Raw genomic sequence first — 21,297 nt, 5'->3', positions numbered from 1 at the left:
AGCCATATAGATTTTTCAGGCGTTTCACCTTAAACACGGTCCTCAGGTTCAGGGTGAAACACTCCATGATGCTCATCCTTTGACGAAAGGCGCGCCTGTTGGCCAGAGAGCGATCAGACAGCAGTAATTACACCGGCCCGCTCAAGCGGCTTTTGCTGGGTGTGATCCTGCTGTGCCTGCTGGGTCTGTTCCTGCTGTGGCGGATCGACAGCCCAAGGGTCGAGCGATTCCGTGCCCAAGTCGTCGACACGGTGGTCCCCAGTTTTGAATGGGCCATGGCCCCGGTCAATGGCACCATCAACATCCTGCGTGATTTCCAAAGCTATCAACGGATTTATCAGCAAAATCAGGAACTCCGCCGCGAACTTCAACAGATGAAGGCCTGGAAAGAGGCCGCGCTGCAGCTGGAGCAGGAAAACGCCCGGCTTTTGGATTTGAACAATGTGCAGTTGGACCCGCGCCTGACCTTCATCACCGGGGTGGTCATGGCCGACAGCGGCTCGCCCTTTCGCCAATCCGTTGTGCTGAACGTTGGCGCACGTGACGGGATTGTGGATGGTTGGGCGGCGATGGACGGCCTTGGCCTGGTGGGTCGTATCTCGGGTGTCGGCCAGAAAACCAGCCGCGTGGTGTTGCTGACCGACACATCCAGCCGGGTGCCGGTCACCATTCAACCCTCGGGACAGAACGCGCTGGTGGTGGGAGACAACACCGCCTCTCCGCCGGTTGATTTCATCGAGGCGCCGGATCAGTTGCGTCCCGGTGACCGGGTTCTGACCTCGGGCGACGGTGGGGTTTTCCCACCCGGGCTGGCCATCGGACAGATCGCGCTGGACCCCGGCGGGCGAGTTCGCGTGCGGCTGGCTGCCGACTACGAACGGTTGGAATTTCTGCGCATCCTGCGCAACTACGGCAATGAATCCATCGACGATCCCGGCCGCCTGATCGCACCTGAAACCCTGCCCGGCACAACCACCTTGCCCGACTCTGAGGACAACGCGGAGGCCAGCAATGGCTGAGCAGTCGCAATCGCGTATCTGGTTGATGCGGCTGGTGTTCCTGGCCCTCAGCGTGCTGTTGATCTTTCTGCATTTATTGCCTCAGGACACCAGCCCCAAGGCCTGGGCCGGCCCCGATCTGATCCTCGCCCTCAGCTGTGCCTGGGTTATCAGGCGCCCCGATCTGGTGCCTGTCCTGCTGATTGCACTCGTCTTTCTGACCACCGATCTGTTGTATCAGATGCCCCCCGGCCTGTGGGCGGCCTTCGTGGTGATCGGCACCGAAGCGCTGCGTGCCCGCGCGCCTGGCCTGCGCGACCTGACCTTCGCGGCAGAATGGTTGACCGTGGCCGTAACACTGACGCTTATGACCCTTGGCAATCAGGTGGCATTAGCCATCCTTCTGATCGACCGCCCGCCGCTGGGCCTCAGCCTGATGCAATTGGTGATGACGTTGGTCGCCTACCCCTTGGTCGCATACGGATCACAGATTATATTCGGGGTACGCAAACAAGCCCCCGGAGACGTTGACGCCTTGGTGAACCGCAGATGAGACGACCGGCCAAAGACAGCGCAGAAAGCCAGCGCCGCGTCACTCGGCGCGGTTTGATGCTGGGCGGATCAATGGCCGCCTTTGCCGGGGTACTGGCCCTGCGTATGCGTTTCATGCAGGTCGACCAGGCCGATCAGTTCCGCCTGCTGGCCGATGAAAACCGGATCAATATTCGCCTGATCCCTCCCTCACGCGGCCGTATCTTTGACCGCAATGGCCGGATTGTCGCCGAGAACACCCCAAGTTACCGGATCAACATCGTGCGCGAAGAAGCCGGTGATCTGGATGACACCATCGCCCGTCTGGCTCGCATCATCGAATTGCAGCCCGACGAGTTGGAAGATGCCCTGAAAGACCTGCGCGAATTGCGTGGCGACACACCTGTGACCATTGCGGATCGGATCAGTTGGGACGATCTAAGCCGCGTGGCCGTCAACGCCCCGGCCCTGCCCGGCGTCACCCCTGAAGTCGGGCTGTCGCGCCGCTATCCATTTGGCGAGGATTTTGCCCATGTGATCGGCTATGTCGGCCCGGTTAGCGACCGTGATCTGGAGCGTATTGACGCACCGGATCAATTGCTGCGCATTCCCCGTTTTCAGGTGGGCAAGATTGGCCTGGAATCGCGCCAGGAAGACGTGCTGCGCGGCAAGGCCGGCACCAAACGGGTCGAAGTCAACGCCGCCGGCCGCGTGATGCGCGAACTGGACCGCGTGGAAGGTCAGGCCGGGGCGGATTTCCAGATCACGCTGGACACTGCCCTGCAATCCTATACCCAGGTGCGCCTTGCCGAAGAAAGTGCCGCCGCCGTGGTGATGGATTGCGACACTGGTGATTTGCTGGCCTGTGCCTCGGCACCCAGCTATGATCCCAACCTGTTTGTGCGCGGCATTTCCGTAGCCGATTACAACGCGCTTTTGGAAAACAAATACCGCCCGCTGCCCAACAAGGCGGTGCAGGGGGTCTATCCTCCGGGCTCGACCTTCAAGATGGTGACTGCGCTGGCCGCGCTTGAGGCGGGCACCTATGACGCCGAAGACACGGTGCGCTGTAATGGGCATCTTGAGGTTAGCGACCGGCGCTTTCACTGCTGGAAACGCGCGGGCCATGGCAACATGAACCTGCATACCTCGCTGCGCGAAAGCTGTGATGTGTATTACTACGAACTGGCCCTGAAGACGGGGATTGAAAACATCTCGGCCATGGCAAAAAAGCTTGGCATCGGCGTGCACCATGAGTTGGCCATGACCAGCGTGGCCAAGGGGCTGGCCCCGACCAAGGCATGGAAGCGCGAGGTGCGCGATGCTGATTGGCGGATCGGGGACAGCGTGAACGCTGCAATCGGGCAGGGCTATGTCCTGGCCTCGCCTTTGCAACTGGCCGTGATGACCGCGCGGATTGCCACCGGGCGCAGTGTCACGCCCCGCCTGATCAAGTCCATCGACGGGGTCGAACAGCCCACCGGGCATGGCGCCGATATGGGGTTGAACGAAAATCATCTGCGACAAATCCGCAAAGCGATGTTTGCCGTCTCAAACAGCCGACGTGGCACGGCCTATGGCAGCCGCATTCTGACGGAAGAGTTCAAGATGGCGGGCAAGACCGGCACCAGTCAGGTGCGCTCGGCCGTGGTCAATAATAATGAAGTCCCGTGGGAGCAGCGAGACCATGCGCTCTATGTCAACTATGCCCCGGCAGAAAATCCCAAAATCGCCGTAGCGGTCGTTGTGGAACATGGCGGTGGTGGCTCCAAGTCCGCCGCCCCGATTGCCCGCGATATCACGCTTCAGGCGCTTTATGGCGAAGACCCGCCTCTTGACGCCTATCCCGCCAAGGATCGCGGTCGCATAAAGAGCCAGCAGGAAGAGCTTCGCAAGGCGCGCCCCGACCCGAGCCGGGATAGCAACGACCGCGCATGAGTTATCTTGAACATACCGTCAAGCACACACCGGTTGGCCTCCGCAAAGTGCTGTATCTCAACTGGCCGATCGTGATCCTGCTTTCGGCGGTGGCATCGATCGGATTCCTGATGCTCTATTCGGTCGCCGGCGGGTCCTTCACGCCGTGGGTCGAGCCACAGATGAAACGCTATGCGATGGGGCTGTGCCTGATGTTGGTCGTGGCCATGATCCCCATCTGGTTCTGGCGCAACATCGGCGTGGTGGCGTACCTCCTCTCGATCTTGTTGCTTGTCATGGTAGAGTTCATCGGCTCGGTCGGCATGGGCGCGCAACGCTGGATCGATCTTGGCTTCATGCGATTGCAACCTTCCGAGTTAAGCAAAATCGCACTGGTCATGATCCTGGCGGCCTATTACGACTGGTTGCCCATGGCCAAGATTTCGCGACCGCTATGGGTGCTGCCGCCTATCATGATCATCCTGTTGCCCGTGGGCCTTGTCCTGCGTCAGCCCGATCTGGGCACCTCGATCCTGCTGCTGACCGCGGGTGCGCTGATGATGTTTATCGCTGGCGTGCACTGGGCCTATTTCGCCGTCGTGATCGCGGCCGGTGTCGCCTTGGTCACCGCCGTGTTTCAAAGTCGCGGCACCGATTGGCAGATGCTGGCCGATTATCAGTACCGCCGGATCGACACGTTTCTGGATCCCTCCAGCGACCCGTTGGGAGCGGGCTATCACATCACCCAGTCGAAGATCGCCCTAGGGTCAGGCGGGTGGACCGGCCGGGGCTTTATGCAAGGCACGCAATCGCGGCTGAACTTCCTGCCCGAGAAACATACTGATTTTATCTTTACCACGCTGGCCGAAGAATTCGGGTTCATCGGGGGGGTCTCCCTTCTGGGTCTTTACGTGCTGATCCTGGTGTTCTGCATTTCCACGGCGCTGAGCAACAAGGACAGGTTCTCATCGCTTCTGACCCTCGGGGTCGCTGCGACATTCTTCCTGTTCTTCGCGGTCAACATGTCGATGGTCATGGGCCTCGCCCCGGTGGTGGGCGTGCCTCTTCCACTGGTCAGCTATGGGGGATCGGCGATGCTGGTGCTGATGATCGGCTTTGGGTTGGTTCAAAGTGCCCATGTCCACAAACCGAGGTAGCTTATGCTGAACGTTCTTTTTGCCGGTCGTCCGGCCCGCTGGCCCGAGTTTGAAGGCCCGCTGAACTCAGCCTGCGCCGCAGCGGGGCTGGACGTGCATATCGCCACCGACATATCGCCCGACCAGGTCGACTACATCGTCTTTGCCCCAACGGGCGAAGTTCAGGATTTCACTCCCTACACCCGCGCCAAGGCCGTACTCAGCCTTTGGGCCGGGGTTGAAAAGGTGGTGGATAACCCGACGCTGCACATCCCCCTGACCCGGATGGTGGATGCCGGGCTGGAACGCGGGATGGTGGAATGGGTGACCGGCCATGTGCTGCGCTATCACCTTGGGATGGATCGACACATCGTCAATCCTGATCATCACTGGCATCCCGAAGTGCCCCCTCTGGCGTCGGATCGCCCGATCAGCATTCTGGGGTTGGGCACCTTGGGGCAGGCCTGTGCGGAGGCGCTTGTTGGGCTTGGCTTTCCCGTTACCGGGTGGAGCCGCACTCCGAAGAATATCGAAGGGATTACCTGTGTGTCCGGCGAAGACGGACTGACCCAAGCCATGCAAAGCGGCGAGATCACCGTTCTTCTGCTGCCAAACACCCCGGCGACCGAGAACACGATCAATGCCGACACACTGGCGCAGATGCCGCAAGGGGCGTTTCTGATCAATCCCGGTCGCGGGCCGCTGATCGACGATGCCGCCCTGATCGCCGCCCTTGATCGCGGCCATCTGGCCCACGCCACGCTGGATGTGTTCAGGGTGGAACCTTTGCCCGGGGATCATCCCTTTTGGGCCCATCCGAAGGTCACGGTGACCCCCCATATCGCCGCCGATACACGACCCGATACCTCGGCATCAATCGTCGCAGAAAACATCCGCCGAAATGAAGCGGGCGAACCGATGCTTTACCTCGTGGACCGGGCTGCAGGGTATTGACCACCGACGCCACCACCCCCCGTTCTTAGTCCCAAGGTGCCCGTAACGCCGACCACAGTGATCTATCAAACGATCTTAAATCCGACATCGGCCTTTGACGTTTCAATGGTCACTATGCGGGACGAAGCCGCCGTTTGAGATCACCCGGGCCAGCGCCGGACCGTGGGATGGCGCTCAAACGGTCATGTGGTGTGCTTTATCCAAGCCAAGCCCATACTCCCCATCCAAGACACGCCCAGCCTCACCAAAGCGCCAGCCCGACGGGACGGTCCGGCGCTGGCCCGGGGCCTGCGGCCTGTTAACCGGGCTGGGGTGGTGGAATGGGCGCTGAGGGCTCAAAGCAGACACTCTCAGTATTTTTAGGACCACTGGTCGGAGGTCGTCCTATATCACAAAAGCCATTTGATGGGACGATAACGCTGCCGGGCAGGCAAGCGAACCTCTACTTTAGTCGCGGGGGCACATCCGGGTTCATGCCCGGCGCGCCCGGCTGCGCATTACCTGGTCGCTGTGGTTGAGGCAGATCAAACCGAAGGCCGTGCTTTGCCATTTGCGGGGCCATTGCATCGCTAGCGGCGAAAAACGCAACGTCCAGCATCGCCGCCTCCAACCCCGAAAATGTCAGCGCCTCGGACACGGCACTCGCCAAGGCCTGTTCTGCCCCCGGCACCGGATCGACGAAACCCAGCATGTGACCTTGGGTGCCGGATGTGTATTTCACCCCTACCAGATAAGCTGAAGCTGCCAGCCCCATGGCCGTGGCCAGTTTGGCGTCCAATGCAGTCAAAAGATGATCAGGCAAACCCTTGGGAGAAAACAGGGACTCTACCACCTGCTCAACCTCTTCGGGGCGGTTTTGGAGCGTGTCGGCCAACCACATCACCGCCGAGGGCGGTAACAGGATGGAGGATGGGGCCACCTCGAGATTTAACCCCAGCCCCATTCCATTCGGAGCCAGCATGCTACAGATCGTACGGCCCGATAACGCGGCATAGGACGATGCCCGGCCTGTAAACTCAGTCAGCCGTGTTTCGCGATCAAAGGCCAGAACAAAGCCCTGATCGGACAGATCAAACACCTCGGGCGTGATCTGATCGCCCTTGGCTTCGGATTGCAGCAACAAGAACAGCTCGGATTCGGCCAGCCGGTCGTAGAACCGCAGACGTGCGCTTTCATCCTCGGGCGCGGCCTCCATCGCGGCATGGGCGGTATCGAGCGGGGTTGTCTCAGACATGCATAACCTTCTGAACATATGCGCGCAGATCAGGCAAAAGTTCAGCCTCGAACCACGGGTTTTTCTTCAGCCAACCGGTATTGCGCCACGAGGGGTGAGGCAAGGGGAAGCGGGTGGGCGCATGGTCGCGCCACCCCAAAACGGTGTCGGTGACACCGGTTTTCGCACCCATGTGATACTTGTGGGCATAGCCACCGACCAGCACGGTAAGCTGCACATTGCCAAGGGTTTGCATCACCCGCTCATGCCATGTCTGCCCACATATACGCGGAGGCGGCAGGTCTGACCCCTTCGCGTCATAGCCGGGAAAACAGAACGCCATGGGCACGATGGCGACGCGCGAGGTGTCATAGAACGCCTCTGCGTCCAGACCCAACCAATCCCGCAGCCGGTCCCCCGAGGGATCATCAAACGGTTTGCCCGATTTGTGTACCCGCATGCCCGGCGCCTGCCCTGCAATCAGCAGCCGGGCAGAGGGCTTGAACCACGCTACAGGGCGCGGGGAATGCGCCGTATGCGTGGCCGCAAACCGATCTGCGCACAGGCGACAGGCGCGGATATCATCACTGAGCTCAGGCATTGACCGCTTCGGCAGGCCCGGACCGGTAGGGCGGATCGTCATGATCATGCCACACGCGGTAGCGCGGAAGGGCATCATGGGTTTCAAACCAAGTAAGCCGCTCGCCATCGTGAATGTGGCAACGAGGGGCAAAGGCCTCGGGCATATCCAGCGTGCCGTTCAATATCTCGATCAATCGCACCTCTGCGCGCAGACACCCGCCGGTCGCATCCTTGGTTGGCTCTGACATCGTGTCACTTTCGTTTGTGTGCCCTGACAAACAGCCTAGGTTAGCATCAACGGAAATCAAACCGTGGGGGAGGTCACAATGACGACAGGCGTGATACGGCTTGAGGCCAATGGCCCGGAAGACGCAGGCCTGAAGCCGATGGAACTGGACGCTGCCGATTTCCAATCTCCCCTGCCCCAGCAATCGGTGCATGTCTATTTCAACGACGCAGAAATCGGCCTGAGCGTCGGCGTCTGGACCACCACCGACATGCAAGAGGCGTTCGGCCCCTACCCGGGGGATGAATTCATGTTGGTGCTGGAAGGGCGTGTCGAGATGATGGATGGCGACGACAAGGGCATACCTGTTGAAACCGGCCAAAGCTTTGTCATCCGCAATGCCATTCCGATCAGTTGGAAACAGGTTGGAAGCCTGCGCAAGTTCTACATTACCCTGTTGGACCCAAAGGCCCCAACACCCGAGATCACCAGCGCCGAGGGCGGCGTAATCGTTCTGAACGAGGCGGCATTGGCAGACCGCCTGATGCCTGAACCTGAGTCGATTGGCGGCGGTACACAGAACGATGCGCATATCTTCACCAATGATGCTGGCACGATGAAAGTGGGGATGTGGGAAACCATCGCCTTTGACACCCAGATGCAGGCCTTTTCGATCCACGAGTTCTGCCAGATATTGGCAGGCAAGGTGACAATCACGGAAAAAGACGGCACGACCCATGACTTCGGACCGGGCGATGTGTTCTTTGTCTCCAAAGGCACGGTTTGCAAATGGACGTCGCAAGGCCCCGTGCGCAAATACTATGTGCAGGTGAGCGCCTGATCCCGCTCACGGTCCCCAGAGTTCGGGTTTCATCCACGGTTCCGGGGGCAACAGCGGCCCATCGGCCAAAGGTGTACGATCCGCCAAAAGCATCGATTCCCAAGCCTCGGCCCACTCATCCGGCAAGGGATAGGGCGGCATCACCTTGCGTTCCGGCGCAAAACCGAAGCGTTGATAATACGCCGGATCCCCCAGAACAAAGACCTGCCGGATGCCCCTCTGCTCCAACCGCTCTAACCCAGCCCGAACAAGCGCGCTGCCCAGACCGTTCTGCTGCAGAGACGGCAAGACGCCAAGCGGTCCAAGGATGGCCCCGGCCGGATCGGATTCCTGAGTACCGCAGATGCTGAACAACACGTGCCCAACCGCCGCATCCCCCTCGAATGCCGCCAACGACAGGACATCAAATTCACCGTCCAGCAGTTCCGATACGACCGGACGCAGTTCTTCATCCGGAAACATCTGCGGATAGAGAGCCAGAATTTGCGTTATGTCAGAGGGTGTCGTTTCGCGAATGTCCACATTGCCGATCATACCTGAGCTCCTCTCCGGTCCTCTGGATGGACGATATCTACCTTTCTCGGCAAACGAGTCGCAAGCGCGGGTCAGCTGAGTCAACTCTCATTTCGATAGTTATCGAAATAATGCTTGCACTCCCACTTTATTTCTATAATTCTAGAAATATGAAACAGACAGTGATTCCCGATCTCGACTTGGCCATGGCAGCCTCGACATTTGCAGCGCTTGGCAGTGAACAGCGCCTTGCGGTTCTGCGCACGTTGGTACGGGCAGGCCCAGACGGCCTGAGCATTGGCGAACTGGGGCAACGCACGGGCGTGACCGGTTCAACCCTGACACATCACATGAAATTGCTGGCGCAGGCCGGGTTGGTCACGCAGCAACGCAAGGGTCGGTCGATCATCTGCGCCGCGGTGGCCTACGAGGAACTACGCCAATTGTCAGAATTCCTGTTGCGCGAGTGTTGCGCAGATTGCCCGGATAAGGGTCACGATCATGGCTGAAACGCACATCAACCCCGCCCCAACCGTCTGGAAACGAATGGATAAAGCATGGTTGGCGCTGATCGTCATTCTTGCTCTGGTCGGCATTCTAGATACCGCACAGCTTTGGCCGACGATCACCTTCGCGGCCAATGCCCTGCTGCACACCATGCCCTTCATTGTCTTTGCGGTTCTGGCCGTTGCCTATCTCAAGGCCACGGGCGCTGAAACCCTTCTGGCGCGCGCTTTTGAAGGGCCACAAACCCGCATGATCATCATGGCGGCCCTGCTGGGCGGCCTGTCGCCATTTTGTAGCTGCGAGGTGATCCCATTCATCGCGGCAATGCTGGCATTGGGTGCACCTTTGGCAGCGGTGATGGCCTTTTGGCTGGCCTCACCCCTGATGGACCCGGCGATGTTCCTGATCACCTCTGGTACGCTGGGATGGGATTTCGCCATCGCGAAAACGATCGCTGCGATCAGCATCGGGATGCTGGGCGGATTCGCGACCATGATGACCGCGCGCTCGGCCGTATTCGCCGATCCGCTGCGTGAAAAACCGCAGATCGGCGGGTGCTGCGGTGTAAAAAAACCCTTTGAAGGCAAACCATTGTGGTCTTTCTGGTCCGAAGCGCTCCGTCGCGATGTGTTTCGCGCCACGACCCTGGAAAACGGGCTGTTCCTGCTGAAATGGCTGGCGCTGGCCTATGTGCTGGAAGCCGTGATGCTGCGCTATATTCCGGCCGAGGCCGTTGCGGCGGTGCTGGGTGGAGAAGGCCTTGGCCCGATCATCCTTGGAGCGCTGGTCGGCGCACCCGCCTACCTGAATGGCTATGCCGCCGTGCCGCTGGTCGATGCCCTGCTGGCACAGGGGATGAGCAACGGTGCCGCCATGAGCTTTGTGATTGCGGGCGGCGTCAGCTGTATTCCTGCGGCTGTCGCGGTCTGGGCGCTGGTCAAACCACGGGTTTTCGCCGCCTATCTGGGCTACGCGATCCTGGGCGCGGTCTTGGCCGGGATCACCTGGCAAATTCTGGCCTGAGCGATCTCAATAGAACCGGCGCGTACCACCTTAGGGTCTGGGGCCGGTTTTTTTGCATCAAAGGGCACAAATTTGCCCATATTTACTGTCATAACGTCGCCCAATTCGACATACTGTCGAAGAAGATGGCTAATGATGCCTTAAGCATACCCCGTTAAAGAGGGTCAGGCAGAGCAGTTTCGGAGCGTTTGATGCTCGAGTTCGATAATGTCAGCAAGTCCTTCTGGACGGGCACACAACGCAAGGTGATCCTTGAAAAGGTCTCCTTCAGGGTGGAGCTTGGCCGCTCACTTGGCATTCTGGCCCCCAATGGAACTGGCAAAACCACTCTGATCAACATGATGGCCGGGCTGGAAAAACCTGATGAAGGCGAAATCCGGCGGGGCTGCCGGATCAGCTTCCCCTTGGGTTTCATGGGCGGCGTGATCAGCAAAATCTCGGCCATGGAAAACGCCCGGTACATCGCGCGGCTTTACGGGCTGGACCCCGATTATGTCGAGGCCTACTGCCGGTGGATGTGTAACCTCGGGGAATATTTTGACCAACCCCTGGGCACGTATTCATCGGGAATGCGCGCGCGCTTCACCTTTGCTCTGATGTTGGCGCTGGAATTTGATATGTATCTGATCGACGAAGGCATGCCCGGCTCGACAGATGTGGAGTTTAACCGCAAGGCTGGCGAAATCCTGCGAGAGCGGTTACGCACCACGACCGTGGTGATCGTATCGCACCAGGCCGCCACGTTGGAAAAGTTTGCCCGTGAAGCCGCCGTTCTGATGGGCGGCAAATTGTACATGTTCGATACCTTGGAAGAGGCCAAGCAACTCTATGACTACGAAACCCAAGGCTAAAAAGTTCCGGATTCGCCGCTCGACGACCCAACCGGGTGGCACCGCCGCCGCTGCGCCGCCTCCTGCCGCCGGGGGTGATGCCGATGCGCCGCCCCAAGCCCCCCAGGCAGATACCGCTCGGGACGGACAGGTCAGTTCGTCCCGCGAAATGACTGCTTCGCAAAGCATTGATGACATTCGCAAAGAAGGGCTGACCGGGCGTCAGTTGCGCATGGCGCGGCGCATGGCCCAGAAACATGGGCTTGCCCCAACCTCAGATTTTGAAGCCGTGCGTTTGTTGCGCGCCAAGGGCATCGATCCGTTCCAACGCGCCAATATCCTTGAATTGGTATCAACCGAAGAGGAGACGGACGGGTTGGAAGCCCCGATGCAACCGGGCGCCGACGCCCATCCACCTGCCGAAAGCAAGGTACAGCTGCCTCAGACGGTACCCATGGGTCAGCAGACCTTGCCCTCAACCGACCTCAGCCCTGCGGACAGGCGCGCGGCTGAAATCATGGGAATCCAGCGCGATATCGGCCGCCGTCGTCGTCGCAAACTGGTTCTGCTGCTGTCGCGTCTCATGGCCTTCGTGATGTTGCCGACTGTTGTTGTGGGGTATTACTTCTACGCCATCGCCACTCCGATGTATTCGACACATTCCGAGTTCCTGATCCTGACCGCCGATGGTGGCGGCGGGGGCGCTGGCGGTCTGGGCGGGCTGTTGCCCAGTCAGTTTGCCACCGGGCAGGATGCAATTGCCACGCAAAGCTACCTGCAATCCAAGGATGCCATGCTGAGACTGGACGCGGATGTGGGATTCCGCTCGCATTTCAGCCAGCCTGAGATTGACCCTCTGCAGCGGCTCGATCCGGATGCCAGCAATGAAAAAGCCCACAAGCTTTACAAGAAATACGTCAAGCTGGGCTATGATCCGACCGAGGGCGTGATCCGCATGGAAGTGGCCAGCGCCGATCCCGAGCAAAGCGCGCTGTTCTCGGAAAAACTGATCGCCTATGCCGAAGAACGGGTGGACGAGCTAAGCCAGGAAAAAAGACAGGACGCTGTCAAAACAGCAATTGTCAGTCTTGACGAAGCCAAGGCGGAACGGCGCGCAGCCCAGACACGGCTGGTCCAGATGCAGGAAGGTACGATCCTGGATCCAACCGGGCAGATCACCGCTATTCGCACCCTGATCAGTACGGTTGAATTGCAACTGCAGGAAAAGCAACTTGCCCTTGCCACACAGCTGAACAACTCACGCCCCAACCAAAGCCGCGTTGATGCGCTGCGCAGCGAGATCGAGGTGCTCGAGGCCGAATATCGACGCCAAAACGCCCGCCTTACCGAGGCAACCGAGGGCGAAGCTTCGCTCGCCTCTCAAGCCGCGGACATCCAGATTGCGCAGGCCGACCTGGCCACCGCCGATATGGTCCTGCAAGCCGCACTTGAAACCAAGCGCCAAAGTGAGATCGAGGCCAATAAGCAGGTCCGTTATTTGACAGTCAGCGTCAAGCCGGTCGCCTCGCAGGATCCCTCCTATCCGCGCGCATTTGAGAACACGCTGTTGGCCTTCCTCATCTTTGGGGGTATCTACCTTCTGATCTCGCTGACGGCATCTATCCTTCGTGAACAGGTATCTTCCTAAGATGAAACAGGTCGAATTTGCGGGGCTGCGGGTGGGCAATGACCAACCGCTAACCCTGATCGCCGGGCCCTGCCAACTGGAAAGTGCGGACCACGCACAAATGATTGCAGGAGTCATGAAAGAGGCCTGCGCGGCGGCGGGCGCGCAATATGTCTTCAAAGGCTCGTTCGACAAGGCCAACCGCACCTCGCTGAATGCAAAACCGGCGCTGGGGCTGGATAAAGGTCTCAAGGTGTTGCAATCGGTCAAAGACACAATCGGCGTGCCGGTCCTGACGGATATCCACGAAAAAGAACAATGCGCGCCCGTGGCCGAGGTCTGCGATGTGCTGCAAATCCCGGCCTTCCTGTGTCGGCAAACCTCGCTTCTGCTGGCGGCAGGGGCGACCGGCGGGACGATCAACGTCAAGAAGGGGCAATTCCTTGCTCCTTGGGACATGCCCAATGTGGTGGCCAAGATCGAAAGCACCGGCAATCACAACATCCTGCTGACCGAACGCGGGGCCAGCTTTGGCTACAACCGCCTGGTGGTGGATATGCAGTCGCTGCCTGAAATGGCCAAAACCGGCTATCCGGTGGTGATGGATGCCACCCACGCCGTGGCGCAACCCGGCGGATTGGGCGGCGCATCAGGCGGGCAGCGCGAATTTGCCCCCGTTCTGGCGCGGGCAGCGGTGGCCGTGGGCGTTGCGGCACTGTTCACGGAAACCCACCAGGATCCGGATAATGCCCCCTGCGACGGTCCCAACATGATCCGGCTGGACACGATGCCGGGATTGATTGACACGCTGATGCAATTTGACCATCTGGCCAAGGCCAAACCGGTGGTGTTGTAAAATATTGAAAGAGTCTGACACGTGAATAAACCCCTTCCCTCCGTGACCCCCAACACCTGGACTTTCCTGCGCGACGCGATGATCACCCCCACAGGCTTTCGCGAATATGATGCCCGCTGGAAATACCCGGACGAGATCAATCTGCCGGGTATCACCGCGCTTGGGCTGGGCCTTGGCACGCAGATGCACGCCCGAGGGATCGAACCGGTGATCGCCGTGGCCAATGATTACCGCGACTATTCTCTGTCGATCAAAAACGCGCTGATCCTGGGGCTGATGCAGGCAGGCATTCAGGTCAGGGATATCGGCCCGGCCCTGTCGCCGATGGCCTATTTCAGCCAGTTTCACCTTGATGTGCCCGCCGTGGCCATGGTCACGGCCAGCCACAATCCCAACGGCTGGACCGGTGTCAAAATGGGCTTTGATCGCCCACTGACCCACGGCCCCGATGAAATGGGCGAATTGCGCGACATCGTTCTGCAAGGGCGTGGCGAGCGGCGTGATGGCGGCGCTTACGAATTTGTCGACGGCGTGCGCGAGGCGTATCTGGACGATCTGGTCGGCGATTTCAAAATGACCCGCAAACTCAAGGTGGTCTGCGCCACCGGCAACGGCACCGCCAGCGCCTTTGCGCCCGAGCTGTTTGAACGCCTCGGTGTCGAAGTGGTGCCCAGCCATAACGAGCTGGATTACACCTTCCCCAATTACAACCCCAACCCCGAAGCCATGGAAATGCTGCACGACATGAGCGATAGCGTGAAAGCCTCGGGGGCGGATTTCGCACTGGGCTTTGATGGCGATGGCGACCGCTGCGGCGTTGTGGATGACGAGGGCGAAGAGATTTTTGCCGATAAGGTCGGCGTGATCATGGCCCGCGATCTGTCCAAGCTTCATCCCGGCGCGACCTTCGTGGCGGATGTGAAATCAACCGGGCTGTTTGCCAGCGATCCTGAATTGCAGGCCAATGGCGTCACCGCCGATTACTGGAAAACCGGGCATAGCCACATGAAACGCCGCGTCAAGGAAATCGGCGCGCTGGCGGGCTTTGAGAAATCCGGCCACTACTTTTTGGCCGAACCTGTGGGTCGTGGGTATGATTGCGGCATGCGCGTCGCGGTCGAGATTTGCAAGCTGATGGACCGCAACCCCGACATGTCGATGTCTGATCTGCGCCGCGCCCTGCCCAAAACATGGGCCACGCCCACCATGTCGCCCTATTGCGCGGATACCGAGAAATACGATGTGCTGGCACGTCTGGTCGACAAGCTGGTTGCCAAGCACGACGCCCGCGAACAATTGGCCGGGCGCGCCATCAAAGAGGTGGTGACGGTCAACGGCGCCCGCGTGATCCTGGACAATGGTAGCTGGGGGCTGGTGCGGGCCTCGTCGAACACACCCAATCTGGTGGTGGTCTGCGAAAGCAGTCAAAGCGAAGACGAGATGCGCGCAATCTTCGCCGATATTGACGCCGTGATCCGCACAGAGGACGCCGTGGGCGATTACGATCAGACAATCTGATCCGGGTTTTGGGTTTGCCAGAGGGGCGACACGCCGCCCGATCTAGGTAGATTTGAAACATTTTGACGAAAACGCACGCCCTCACGGCGCTGCGAGCGGGCGTGTCCGGCGCCCGCGGTCGTGATTAGCTGAGTCATATAGAGCAGGAGTTTCCGCACCGTCGGCCCAGACAAAAGCGTGAGTCACTCGCGCGGTGTTGAACGCTGAACGATCTTGTTTTCACACCGGCGCGAGCGACAATCAGCGCCCTTTCACAGGGACGGGATCACCGCTGGGAAGATCGATTTTCAGGCCCAAATTGTTTGTCACAGCCGACGCTGAATACATCAGCAGAAGCAGACGACACGACAACATCCCAAGTGGATCAACTCAATTGAAAGGACCAAAAACCATGTTTACCCGTACCCTGAGCGTACTTGCCATCGCCACCGCATTTGCCGCCCCTGCTATGGCCACTGACAGTGCCAAAGTCACAATCGAAACCGGCAGCACCGTGGCCGAGATGTCCTCGAAAGACACCATGAAAGACGCTTGGATGCCACGCAACCTCGACGAATCCCGCAGTCGTTAAGGCGTTCGGCGGGGTTTCAAAACCGCTCACGTGAACAACAAAGGCGCCCTTCGGGGCGCCTTTTCTTTCGTTAAGATTGCATCGGTCTAACCAACCTTCTTGTAACGGTCCTCTATTTCTTCGGCGTGCCCGGCGACACGTTTGCGAAACCGTTTGTTGAGATTGTTACGAGCCAGTTTGAGAGATTGCACCAGCAACCGGGCCGACAGGTTCTTGGGACTCATCTCGATATCGACGCTCATCCGCGTACGGCCACGCGAGAGCGCCACCAGGTCAACCACCAACTCACCGCCCATGGCAGGCGAGCGGGACGACACCACCAGACCGTTGGGTGCATCAATGCTGGTCAGTTCGATTTTCACATCACGCTTGCGCCCGCGCAGTTTGAACGAGGCATCCCAGGCCATACCAGGACCCGGTTCAGTCAGGGAATCAATGCGTTGCACCTCGGCGCCGCGGCGCAGGGCAGAGCGTTCAAAGGCGGTAAAATCGGTCACTTGTTCAAAAACAAATTCAATCGGCGCTTCGATATCTTCTTTGGCGCTGAATTTCATCGCTGAGACCTGTTTGTTTTCTGCTGCTCTGATCACATTGTCGCGTCAATCCAGCGTATCCGCAAGCCAGTTTTCCAGCAAAAAATGCGCAATTGCGCCTTTGCGGGCGGGCAAAAGGATAGGGTTTTGACCGGCATGTGCTTCAAGCAGGTCTTCGCGGGTCACCCAGATCGCATCCTCGATTTCAACCGGATCAATGGTAATGTCACGGCTAAGCGCCTCGCCGCGACACCCCAACATCAACGAGGACGGGAAAGGCCAGGGTTGACTGGCCAGATACGCAACGGCCCCCACCTTGATGCGGGCTTCTTCATATACCTCGCGGCGCACCGCGGCTTCCATCGTCTCACCCGGCTCGATAAATCCGGCCAGTAGCGAGTACATGCCCTCGGGCCAGCCCGGGGACCGTCCCAGAAGAACCGAATTGCCGTAAGTGATCAACATGATCACAACCGGGTCGGTGCGCGGGAAATGCTGGCCGCCGCAGGCCGGGCAGCTGCGTTGCCAACCAGACATGGCAATATCACTTTCCTGTCCGCAGCGCGCGCAGAACCGATGGGTGACATGCCAGCCCAGAATGGCGCGCGCAGTGGCGGCCAGCTCGGCATCTCGAGGCGTGAGTGCCGTCATGATCCGGCGCAACTCGGCAAAAACGGCGGTGTCTGGCAGGTCAGGATGGCGCTGTTCGGTTCGGTCGAAAAACTGCGAAAGCGCCCCTTCGTCCAGTTCGTCCGGCACCCAACCCGAGATATCATGGGCGTAGATCAGCGAGCCATCTTCGTCCTGACCCAGCAATATCTTTGGCAACTCGGCCCGTGCCAGCACGGGGTGGTTCATACCCAGCCGGATCAAGGCATCGAACCCATCAGCCTGCACCAAGGGCTTGCCGCGCCAAAGCAGGATCGAAGCTGCTTTTCCCGCCGCGATCAATCGGTCCTGCGTATCGCCGTCGCCGCGCAGTTGCGCCGCGCGGTCCAGCCCCGATCCACCGAAAGTCACTGTTTCTGCGTGCCGCATACTGCCCTCAATTCCGGGCGTGGCGTGGCATGTTCGCGAAGAACGTGCAAGCGGCTCAGTCGGCTTTAGCTGCAATTCTGCGATTTTTAATTGATTAATCTATGCTCGAAACATCTTATGATAGAGAAAGTGTATGTGGTTTGCCCCTTAGAAGGGCGCGGAGTCCAATCGACTACTTTCATCCCTTCGGCCCGTCCCGACAGTCCGGGCCACACCATAAGAAAGTCTAAATCGTGACTTTAACGGCGCACACGCATCCCGTGATCCAGACCGACAACACCGTGCGTGTCATGCTGCGGATTCTGGAAACAACAGATGTGCATGCCAATCTGCTGCCTTATGATTACTACACCAACCAGCCTGTCACAGGCTACGGGCTGGCCCTAACAGCCTCGCTGATCCGGGCCGCACGCGAGGACTGTCCGAACACGTTGCTTTTTGACAATGGCGATTACCTGCAAGGCACTCCGATCAGCGATTTGACAGCCGTCGCAGCGACACATGAGAAATCTGTTCATCCGGCCATTCTGGCCATGAATGCGCTGAATTATGATGCCGCCAACATCGGCAACCACGAATTCAACTTTGGACTCGACTGGTTGCAGACCGCGTTAAAGGGGGCGGATTTTCCGGTAACCTGTGCCAATCTTTTGCACAACCCTCAAGCCGCAAGCAGGCCCCCCGAACCGCTGTTCCCGCCCTATCTGCTCCTCGACCGCGACGTGCAGGACGAGGCAGGACGCATGTTCACACTCTGCATTGGTGTGATCGGACTGGCCCCGCCACAGATCACCACCTGGGACCGGTATCACCTGCATGACATCGTTCAGAGCCTGGACATGGTCAAAACCGCCCGGAAACTGGTTCCCGAAATGCGCGCGAAGGGCGCGGATATCGTCATCGCCCTGGCCCATACCGGAATTGATACCGGCCCTGCGCACCCGATGATGGAAAATGCGGCTTTCCATCTGGGCGCGGTCCCCGGGATTGACGCGATCCTCGCAGGTCACACTCACGAGGTGTTTCCCCCCGGCGATCACCTCGCAAACGACGGCGTAGAAACGGAACAGGGTACGCTGAACGGCACACCAACCGTCATGGCCGGTGCGCGCGGTTCCCATCTGGGGATCGTGGATCTGGCTCTGGAACGCGATGGGACAAGCCATTGGACCGTGACCAGCGTAAAGACCAAAGCGGCTCCATTGAGCAAAGGGACCACAGTAGATCCACAGCTAAACCGCCTTCTGACCCCGGTCCATGAGGCCACTTTGAAATTGACCAGCCGTCCGTTGGGTCATACGGCGCAGCCGCTGCACAGTTATCTATCGCTGGTTGGTCGGGACGCTGCCACACGGTTGGTCACGCAGGCGCAGGCCAAGGCCGTATCCCATCTGCTGCGAGGCTCACCGGATGAGGGCACCCCCATCCTGTCGGCATCCGCCCCCTTCAAGTCCGGTGGGCGCGCGGGCCCGGCCTATTACACCGACATTCCCGCCGGGCCATTGTGCCTGCGTCATGCCGCCGATCTTTATTCCTTTCCCAACCTGCTCTGCGCCTTACGGCTGACCGGTGCTGAGATCCGCGATTGGCTGGAACGTTCGGCAATCGCCTTTCGTCAGATCACCGCAGGGCAACCCGATCAGATGCTGTTGGAGCCACATATCCCGGGGCACCATTTCGACAGTATCGACGGGCTGACCTACCAGATCGACCTGTCAGCCCCACCGCGATACAGCCTGTCCGGCGCTGTCCTGGATGAAACCGCGACGCGTATTCGGAATGTGCGCTATCAAGGTCACCCGATTGACGACGAGCAGGTTTTTATTCTTGCCACCAACAACTACCGCGCTTTCGGAGGCGGCTCATTCCCGGTCGCACACCCCGATCAGGTGGCTTTGACAGCTGGTCGGCTACTGCGCGACAAGGTCGCCGATTACATCAGCAGCCTGGATGGCCTGCCCGGTGACGCTATCGATGTACGCCCACCAATATGGCAGTTCTGTCCAATGCCCGGCACCGGGGTGCTGTTTGACACCGGTCCCGGCCTGCGCGCCTACCCGGATGAGATTGACGCCATCGGCGCACACGATCTGGGCGATACCAAAGCAGGTTTCATGCGCCTGTCCATACCTCTATAAGACCATCGTTGAAGATCGAATAAGTGAGGTAATGGTATGCGACTTCTGAAATTGTTGATCAGCCTTGCGGTGATCGCCGCAATCGCGGCGTGGCTGACCCGCCCGGATGAGGCCGCTGCCGAGGCCGAGCTGAAAACCCAGCTGATCGAGGCGCTTGATCGTCTTGAGACAGACTCGGACGCCGGGACCGCCGCCGCCGTGTTGTGCAAGGTCAATCTGGACGAGTGTTACGAATTCACCCGCGCGGCGATCACGACCGAATATGAAGATCGTACCTTTTACAGCGTGTTCCGCGCCGAGGGCTTCGGCGAAGGCTATAGCTGTATCGGGGCGTTCACCAAATTCGTTTGCTCGGCCAACTCCGACGCGGGCTAGCGGAGTACTTGCGAATCCACGCATCAGCGCCTATGTAACCCGTCGAGAGGTTGGCGCGGGCGAGCGCCTCGCCAACCCGGCCAGGTCCGGAAGGAAGCAACCGTAACGAGCCCCGCTTGGGTCGTTGTCCAGCCTCTCACCCATCTCTCCTTTTCATCCGCATGGACTGCCAAGGTTTGGCGTGAGGCTGGCTTTGGGTTCACATCAGGCCTAGGGTTGCCGCAACGCCCTACCCTTTTGCGGAGTTTGATGATGCCTTTTGAAGACCAGTTAAGCCGTATCGCGGCTTTGAAAGCCGAGAACCCGCAGAATATCGCGTTGCAGAGCTTTGACTCCGACTACTTCGCAACCCTGTCCGAAACTGATCAGGCGCGCCTGATGGCGTGCCTCAACTCAGGCATTGAAAATCCAAACAGCGAGATGGGGTGTTACGCCTGCCAACCTGCGGATTACGACGATTTTCGACCGTTCTTTGCAAAAGCACTGGCGCGCTATCACAAGGTTGACGAGGACGCCCGTCACGTCAATGACTGGTCCCTCAGTAGTGTAGAGGGGCTGCCGGAAAGCGGCAATCTTGATCTGGCCGCCCTCGGCCTTCCGGCCTTGTCGATGCGCGTGCGGGTGGGCCGCAACCTGGCCGATTTCCCCCTGCCCGGCGCGATGAGCCGGGATGACCGCGTCGCGCTGGAAAACCGTATGATGCAGGCGTTCGATGCACTGATCGCTGACCCCGAGTATGGTGGGGCCTATCATTCACTGACGCCGGGCAACCCCAATCACATTGACAACGACACCTATCAGGCGCTGGTGGACGAACACATCATGTTCAAGGACATGAGCGCCGACAGCTACCTGCTCGCCGCCGGGATCGCCGCCGACTGGCCCTATGGGCGGGGTTGCTATGTCTCGCAGGATCGCGGGTTCGTGATCTGGGTCGGCGAAGAGGATCATTTGCGCATCATGTGCATGGAACGCGGCACGATCCTGAACCGCGTGTTTGATCGGTTGAAAACCGCGCTTGATAAGGTATCGGAGTTTGAGGGGCTGAATTTCGCGATGTCGCCCGATTACGGCGTTGTCACGTCCTGCCCGACAAATGCAGGAACAGGTATGCGGGCCTCGGTTCATATACCGCTGCCCAACCTGACCGCAGATGGGACCGACAAGAAAGCCAAGGAGATCTGCCGCCCCATGGGTCTGTCCGTGCGCGGCATTGGTGGCGAACACACGCCTATTGGCGCTGATGGCACGGTCGATATCTCGCCCTCGGCGCGGTTTTGTATCACCGAAGCCCAGATCATCGCAGCACTTTATCACGGGTTGGCAAAACTGCAGGAAAAAGAGGCCAGCGCCTAAGCGCGGTTGCCTGC

General features: G+C 59.4%; 22 protein-coding genes and 1 other RNA gene. 17 read left to right on the top strand and 6 right to left on the bottom strand.

All coding sequences use genetic code 11. The features are described 5' to 3' along the window. The first annotated feature begins 98 nt into the window (after positions 1–98). From mreC to V6N02_RS18085, 5 genes are read left to right on the top strand one after another with little or no spacing between them, the layout of a single operon-like run. A complete protein-coding gene (gene mreC, locus V6N02_RS18105; RefSeq protein WP_371227877.1) occupies positions 99–1,019 on the top strand; it encodes a rod shape-determining protein MreC in 921 nt (306 codons plus the stop codon). Next, complete coding sequence (locus V6N02_RS18100; RefSeq protein WP_371227875.1) at positions 1,012–1,551, top strand: rod shape-determining protein MreD; 540 nt, start codon at positions 1,012–1,014, stop codon at positions 1,549–1,551. Before mreC ends, V6N02_RS18100 begins: the two co-directional genes overlap by 8 nt. Continuing rightward, entirely contained in the window at positions 1,548–3,467 is a 1,920-nt protein-coding gene (gene mrdA, locus V6N02_RS18095; protein ID WP_371227873.1) for a penicillin-binding protein 2, read from the top strand. Before V6N02_RS18100 ends, mrdA begins: the two co-directional genes overlap by 4 nt. Beyond that, a complete protein-coding gene (gene rodA, locus V6N02_RS18090; RefSeq protein WP_371227871.1) occupies positions 3,464–4,603 on the top strand; it encodes a rod shape-determining protein RodA in 1,140 nt (379 codons plus the stop codon). The genes mrdA and rodA overlap by 4 nt, the downstream gene beginning before the upstream one ends. A 3-nt stretch (positions 4,604–4,606) precedes the next feature. Further along, positions 4,607–5,536, top strand: a complete 930-nt coding sequence (locus V6N02_RS18085) for a 2-hydroxyacid dehydrogenase (protein WP_371227869.1) — start codon at positions 4,607–4,609, stop codon at positions 5,534–5,536. Between the two features lie 442 nt (positions 5,537–5,978). Here the strand turns inward: V6N02_RS18085 and V6N02_RS18080 are convergent, their stop codons facing one another. Genes V6N02_RS18080 through V6N02_RS18070 form a run of 3 tightly spaced genes read right to left on the bottom strand, consistent with a single transcriptional unit; the run spans position 5,979 to position 7,579 of the window. Beyond that, the gene (locus V6N02_RS18080; protein ID WP_371227867.1) at positions 5,979–6,770 is read right to left on the bottom strand and encodes an SseB family protein; all 792 of its coding nucleotides are present in this window, start codon (positions 6,768–6,770) and stop codon (positions 5,979–5,981) included. After that, entirely contained in the window at positions 6,763–7,350 is a 588-nt protein-coding gene (locus V6N02_RS18075) for a uracil-DNA glycosylase family protein (protein ID WP_371227865.1), read from the bottom strand. The genes V6N02_RS18080 and V6N02_RS18075 overlap by 8 nt, the downstream gene beginning before the upstream one ends. Continuing rightward, positions 7,343–7,579: a hypothetical protein gene (locus tag V6N02_RS18070; protein ID WP_371227863.1), complete on the bottom strand. Its 237-nt coding sequence runs from the start codon at positions 7,577–7,579 to the stop codon at positions 7,343–7,345. Before V6N02_RS18070 ends, V6N02_RS18075 begins: the two co-directional genes overlap by 8 nt. Positions 7,580–7,657: 78 nt before the next feature. Between V6N02_RS18070 and V6N02_RS18065 the strand changes: the two genes are divergently transcribed. Further along, the gene (locus tag V6N02_RS18065) at positions 7,658–8,398 is read left to right on the top strand and encodes a cupin domain-containing protein (RefSeq protein WP_371227861.1); all 741 of its coding nucleotides are present in this window, start codon (positions 7,658–7,660) and stop codon (positions 8,396–8,398) included. 6 nt (positions 8,399–8,404) lie between these two features. Here V6N02_RS18065 and V6N02_RS18060 read toward each other — a convergent pair whose 3' ends face one another. Then, positions 8,405–8,932: a GNAT family N-acetyltransferase gene (locus V6N02_RS18060; RefSeq protein WP_371227859.1), complete on the bottom strand. Its 528-nt coding sequence runs from the start codon at positions 8,930–8,932 to the stop codon at positions 8,405–8,407. Between the two features lie 149 nt (positions 8,933–9,081). Between V6N02_RS18060 and V6N02_RS18055 the strand changes: the two genes are divergently transcribed. From V6N02_RS18055 to V6N02_RS18025, 7 genes are all read left to right on the top strand, one after another. Next, positions 9,082–9,420, top strand: coding sequence for an ArsR/SmtB family transcription factor (locus V6N02_RS18055; RefSeq protein WP_371227857.1), 339 nt, complete (start codon positions 9,082–9,084; stop codon positions 9,418–9,420). Next, positions 9,413–10,441 (top strand): permease, encoded by a 1,029-nt coding sequence (locus V6N02_RS18050; RefSeq protein WP_371227855.1) that lies wholly within the window; start codon positions 9,413–9,415, stop codon positions 10,439–10,441. The genes V6N02_RS18055 and V6N02_RS18050 overlap by 8 nt, the downstream gene beginning before the upstream one ends. A 191-nt stretch (positions 10,442–10,632) precedes the next feature. Beyond that, a complete protein-coding gene (locus V6N02_RS18045; RefSeq protein WP_371227853.1) occupies positions 10,633–11,292 on the top strand; it encodes an ABC transporter ATP-binding protein in 660 nt (219 codons plus the stop codon). Then, positions 11,270–12,919 carry a KpsE/RkpR family capsule polysaccharide export protein gene (locus V6N02_RS22340; protein WP_478013488.1) on the top strand — a complete coding sequence of 550 codons (1,650 nt, stop codon included), beginning with the start codon at positions 11,270–11,272 and terminating at the stop codon, positions 12,917–12,919. Before V6N02_RS18045 ends, V6N02_RS22340 begins: the two co-directional genes overlap by 23 nt. Before the next feature lies 1 nt (position 12,920). After that, positions 12,921–13,754, top strand: a complete 834-nt coding sequence (kdsA, locus tag V6N02_RS18035; RefSeq protein ID WP_371227851.1) for a 3-deoxy-8-phosphooctulonate synthase — start codon at positions 12,921–12,923, stop codon at positions 13,752–13,754. Between the two features lie 21 nt (positions 13,755–13,775). Then, positions 13,776–15,272 (top strand): phosphomannomutase/phosphoglucomutase, encoded by a 1,497-nt coding sequence (locus V6N02_RS18030; RefSeq protein ID WP_371227849.1) that lies wholly within the window; start codon positions 13,776–13,778, stop codon positions 15,270–15,272. Positions 15,273–15,663: 391 nt separating this feature from the next. Further along, on the top strand, positions 15,664–15,843 hold the full coding sequence (locus V6N02_RS18025; RefSeq protein ID WP_371227847.1) for a hypothetical protein: 180 nt from the start codon (positions 15,664–15,666) through the stop codon (positions 15,841–15,843). Positions 15,844–15,929: 86 nt separating this feature from the next. Here V6N02_RS18025 and V6N02_RS18020 read toward each other — a convergent pair whose 3' ends face one another. After that, positions 15,930–16,397, bottom strand: coding sequence for an SRPBCC family protein (locus V6N02_RS18020; RefSeq protein WP_371227846.1), 468 nt, complete (start codon positions 16,395–16,397; stop codon positions 15,930–15,932). Between the two features lie 45 nt (positions 16,398–16,442). Continuing rightward, positions 16,443–17,414 carry an NAD(+) diphosphatase gene (nudC, locus tag V6N02_RS18015; RefSeq protein WP_371227844.1) on the bottom strand — a complete coding sequence of 324 codons (972 nt, stop codon included), beginning with the start codon at positions 17,412–17,414 and terminating at the stop codon, positions 16,443–16,445. Between the two features lie 233 nt (positions 17,415–17,647). On the opposite strand from nudC, the gene V6N02_RS18010 reads away from it, so the two are divergent. The 4 genes from V6N02_RS18010 (at position 17,648) to V6N02_RS17995 (ending at position 21,283) form a co-directional block, all read left to right on the top strand. Beyond that, the gene (locus V6N02_RS18010) at positions 17,648–19,552 is read left to right on the top strand and encodes a bifunctional 2',3'-cyclic-nucleotide 2'-phosphodiesterase/3'-nucleotidase (protein WP_371227842.1); all 1,905 of its coding nucleotides are present in this window, start codon (positions 17,648–17,650) and stop codon (positions 19,550–19,552) included. Between the two features lie 36 nt (positions 19,553–19,588). Then, positions 19,589–19,927 (top strand): hypothetical protein, encoded by a 339-nt coding sequence (locus tag V6N02_RS18005; RefSeq protein ID WP_371227840.1) that lies wholly within the window; start codon positions 19,589–19,591, stop codon positions 19,925–19,927. Between the two features lie 44 nt (positions 19,928–19,971). Continuing rightward, positions 19,972–20,068, top strand: an RNA gene (gene ffs / locus V6N02_RS18000) — signal recognition particle sRNA small type. A 111-nt stretch (positions 20,069–20,179) separates the two neighbouring features. Next, entirely contained in the window at positions 20,180–21,283 is a 1,104-nt protein-coding gene (locus tag V6N02_RS17995; protein ID WP_371227838.1) for a phosphagen kinase, read from the top strand. Positions 21,284–21,297: the final 14 nt, after the last annotated feature.

The sequence above is a fragment of the Roseovarius conchicola genome, from assembly GCF_041403425.1.
GTDB classification, from domain to species: domain Bacteria; phylum Pseudomonadota; class Alphaproteobacteria; order Rhodobacterales; family Rhodobacteraceae; genus Roseovarius; species Roseovarius conchicola.
Note: the sequence above shows the minus strand (reverse complement) of the source record. Positions and strands in the feature narration are given on the sequence as shown.

Excerpts from the sequence above, each read along its gene's own strand:
- V6N02_RS18100 (WP_371227875.1), top strand. The coding sequence starts at position 1,012 with ATGGCTGAGCAGTCGCAATCGCGTATCTGGTTGATGCGGCTGGTGTTC.
- mrdA (WP_371227873.1), top strand. The coding sequence starts at position 1,548 with ATGAGACGACCGGCCAAAGACAGCGCAGAAAGCCAGCGCCGCGTCACT.
- rodA (WP_371227871.1), top strand. The coding sequence starts at position 3,464 with ATGAGTTATCTTGAACATACCGTCAAGCACACACCGGTTGGCCTCCGC.
- V6N02_RS18085 (WP_371227869.1), top strand. The coding sequence starts at position 4,607 with ATGCTGAACGTTCTTTTTGCCGGTCGTCCGGCCCGCTGGCCCGAGTTT.
- V6N02_RS18080 (WP_371227867.1), bottom strand. The coding sequence starts at position 6,770 with ATGTCTGAGACAACCCCGCTCGATACCGCCCATGCCGCGATGGAGGCC.
- V6N02_RS18075 (WP_371227865.1), bottom strand. The coding sequence starts at position 7,350 with ATGCCTGAGCTCAGTGATGATATCCGCGCCTGTCGCCTGTGCGCAGAT.
- V6N02_RS18070 (WP_371227863.1), bottom strand. The coding sequence starts at position 7,579 with ATGTCAGAGCCAACCAAGGATGCGACCGGCGGGTGTCTGCGCGCAGAG.
- V6N02_RS18065 (WP_371227861.1), top strand. The coding sequence starts at position 7,658 with ATGACGACAGGCGTGATACGGCTTGAGGCCAATGGCCCGGAAGACGCA.
- V6N02_RS18060 (WP_371227859.1), bottom strand. The coding sequence starts at position 8,932 with ATGATCGGCAATGTGGACATTCGCGAAACGACACCCTCTGACATAACG.
- V6N02_RS18055 (WP_371227857.1), top strand. The coding sequence starts at position 9,082 with ATGAAACAGACAGTGATTCCCGATCTCGACTTGGCCATGGCAGCCTCG.
- V6N02_RS18050 (WP_371227855.1), top strand. The coding sequence starts at position 9,413 with ATGGCTGAAACGCACATCAACCCCGCCCCAACCGTCTGGAAACGAATG.
- V6N02_RS18045 (WP_371227853.1), top strand. The coding sequence starts at position 10,633 with ATGCTCGAGTTCGATAATGTCAGCAAGTCCTTCTGGACGGGCACACAA.
- V6N02_RS22340 (WP_478013488.1), top strand. The coding sequence starts at position 11,270 with ATGACTACGAAACCCAAGGCTAAAAAGTTCCGGATTCGCCGCTCGACG.
- kdsA (WP_371227851.1), top strand. The coding sequence starts at position 12,921 with ATGAAACAGGTCGAATTTGCGGGGCTGCGGGTGGGCAATGACCAACCG.
- V6N02_RS18025 (WP_371227847.1), top strand. The coding sequence starts at position 15,664 with ATGTTTACCCGTACCCTGAGCGTACTTGCCATCGCCACCGCATTTGCC.
- V6N02_RS18020 (WP_371227846.1), bottom strand. The coding sequence starts at position 16,397 with ATGAAATTCAGCGCCAAAGAAGATATCGAAGCGCCGATTGAATTTGTT.
- nudC (WP_371227844.1), bottom strand. The coding sequence starts at position 17,414 with ATGCGGCACGCAGAAACAGTGACTTTCGGTGGATCGGGGCTGGACCGC.
- V6N02_RS18005 (WP_371227840.1), top strand. The coding sequence starts at position 19,589 with ATGCGACTTCTGAAATTGTTGATCAGCCTTGCGGTGATCGCCGCAATC.
- V6N02_RS17995 (WP_371227838.1), top strand. The coding sequence starts at position 20,180 with ATGCCTTTTGAAGACCAGTTAAGCCGTATCGCGGCTTTGAAAGCCGAG.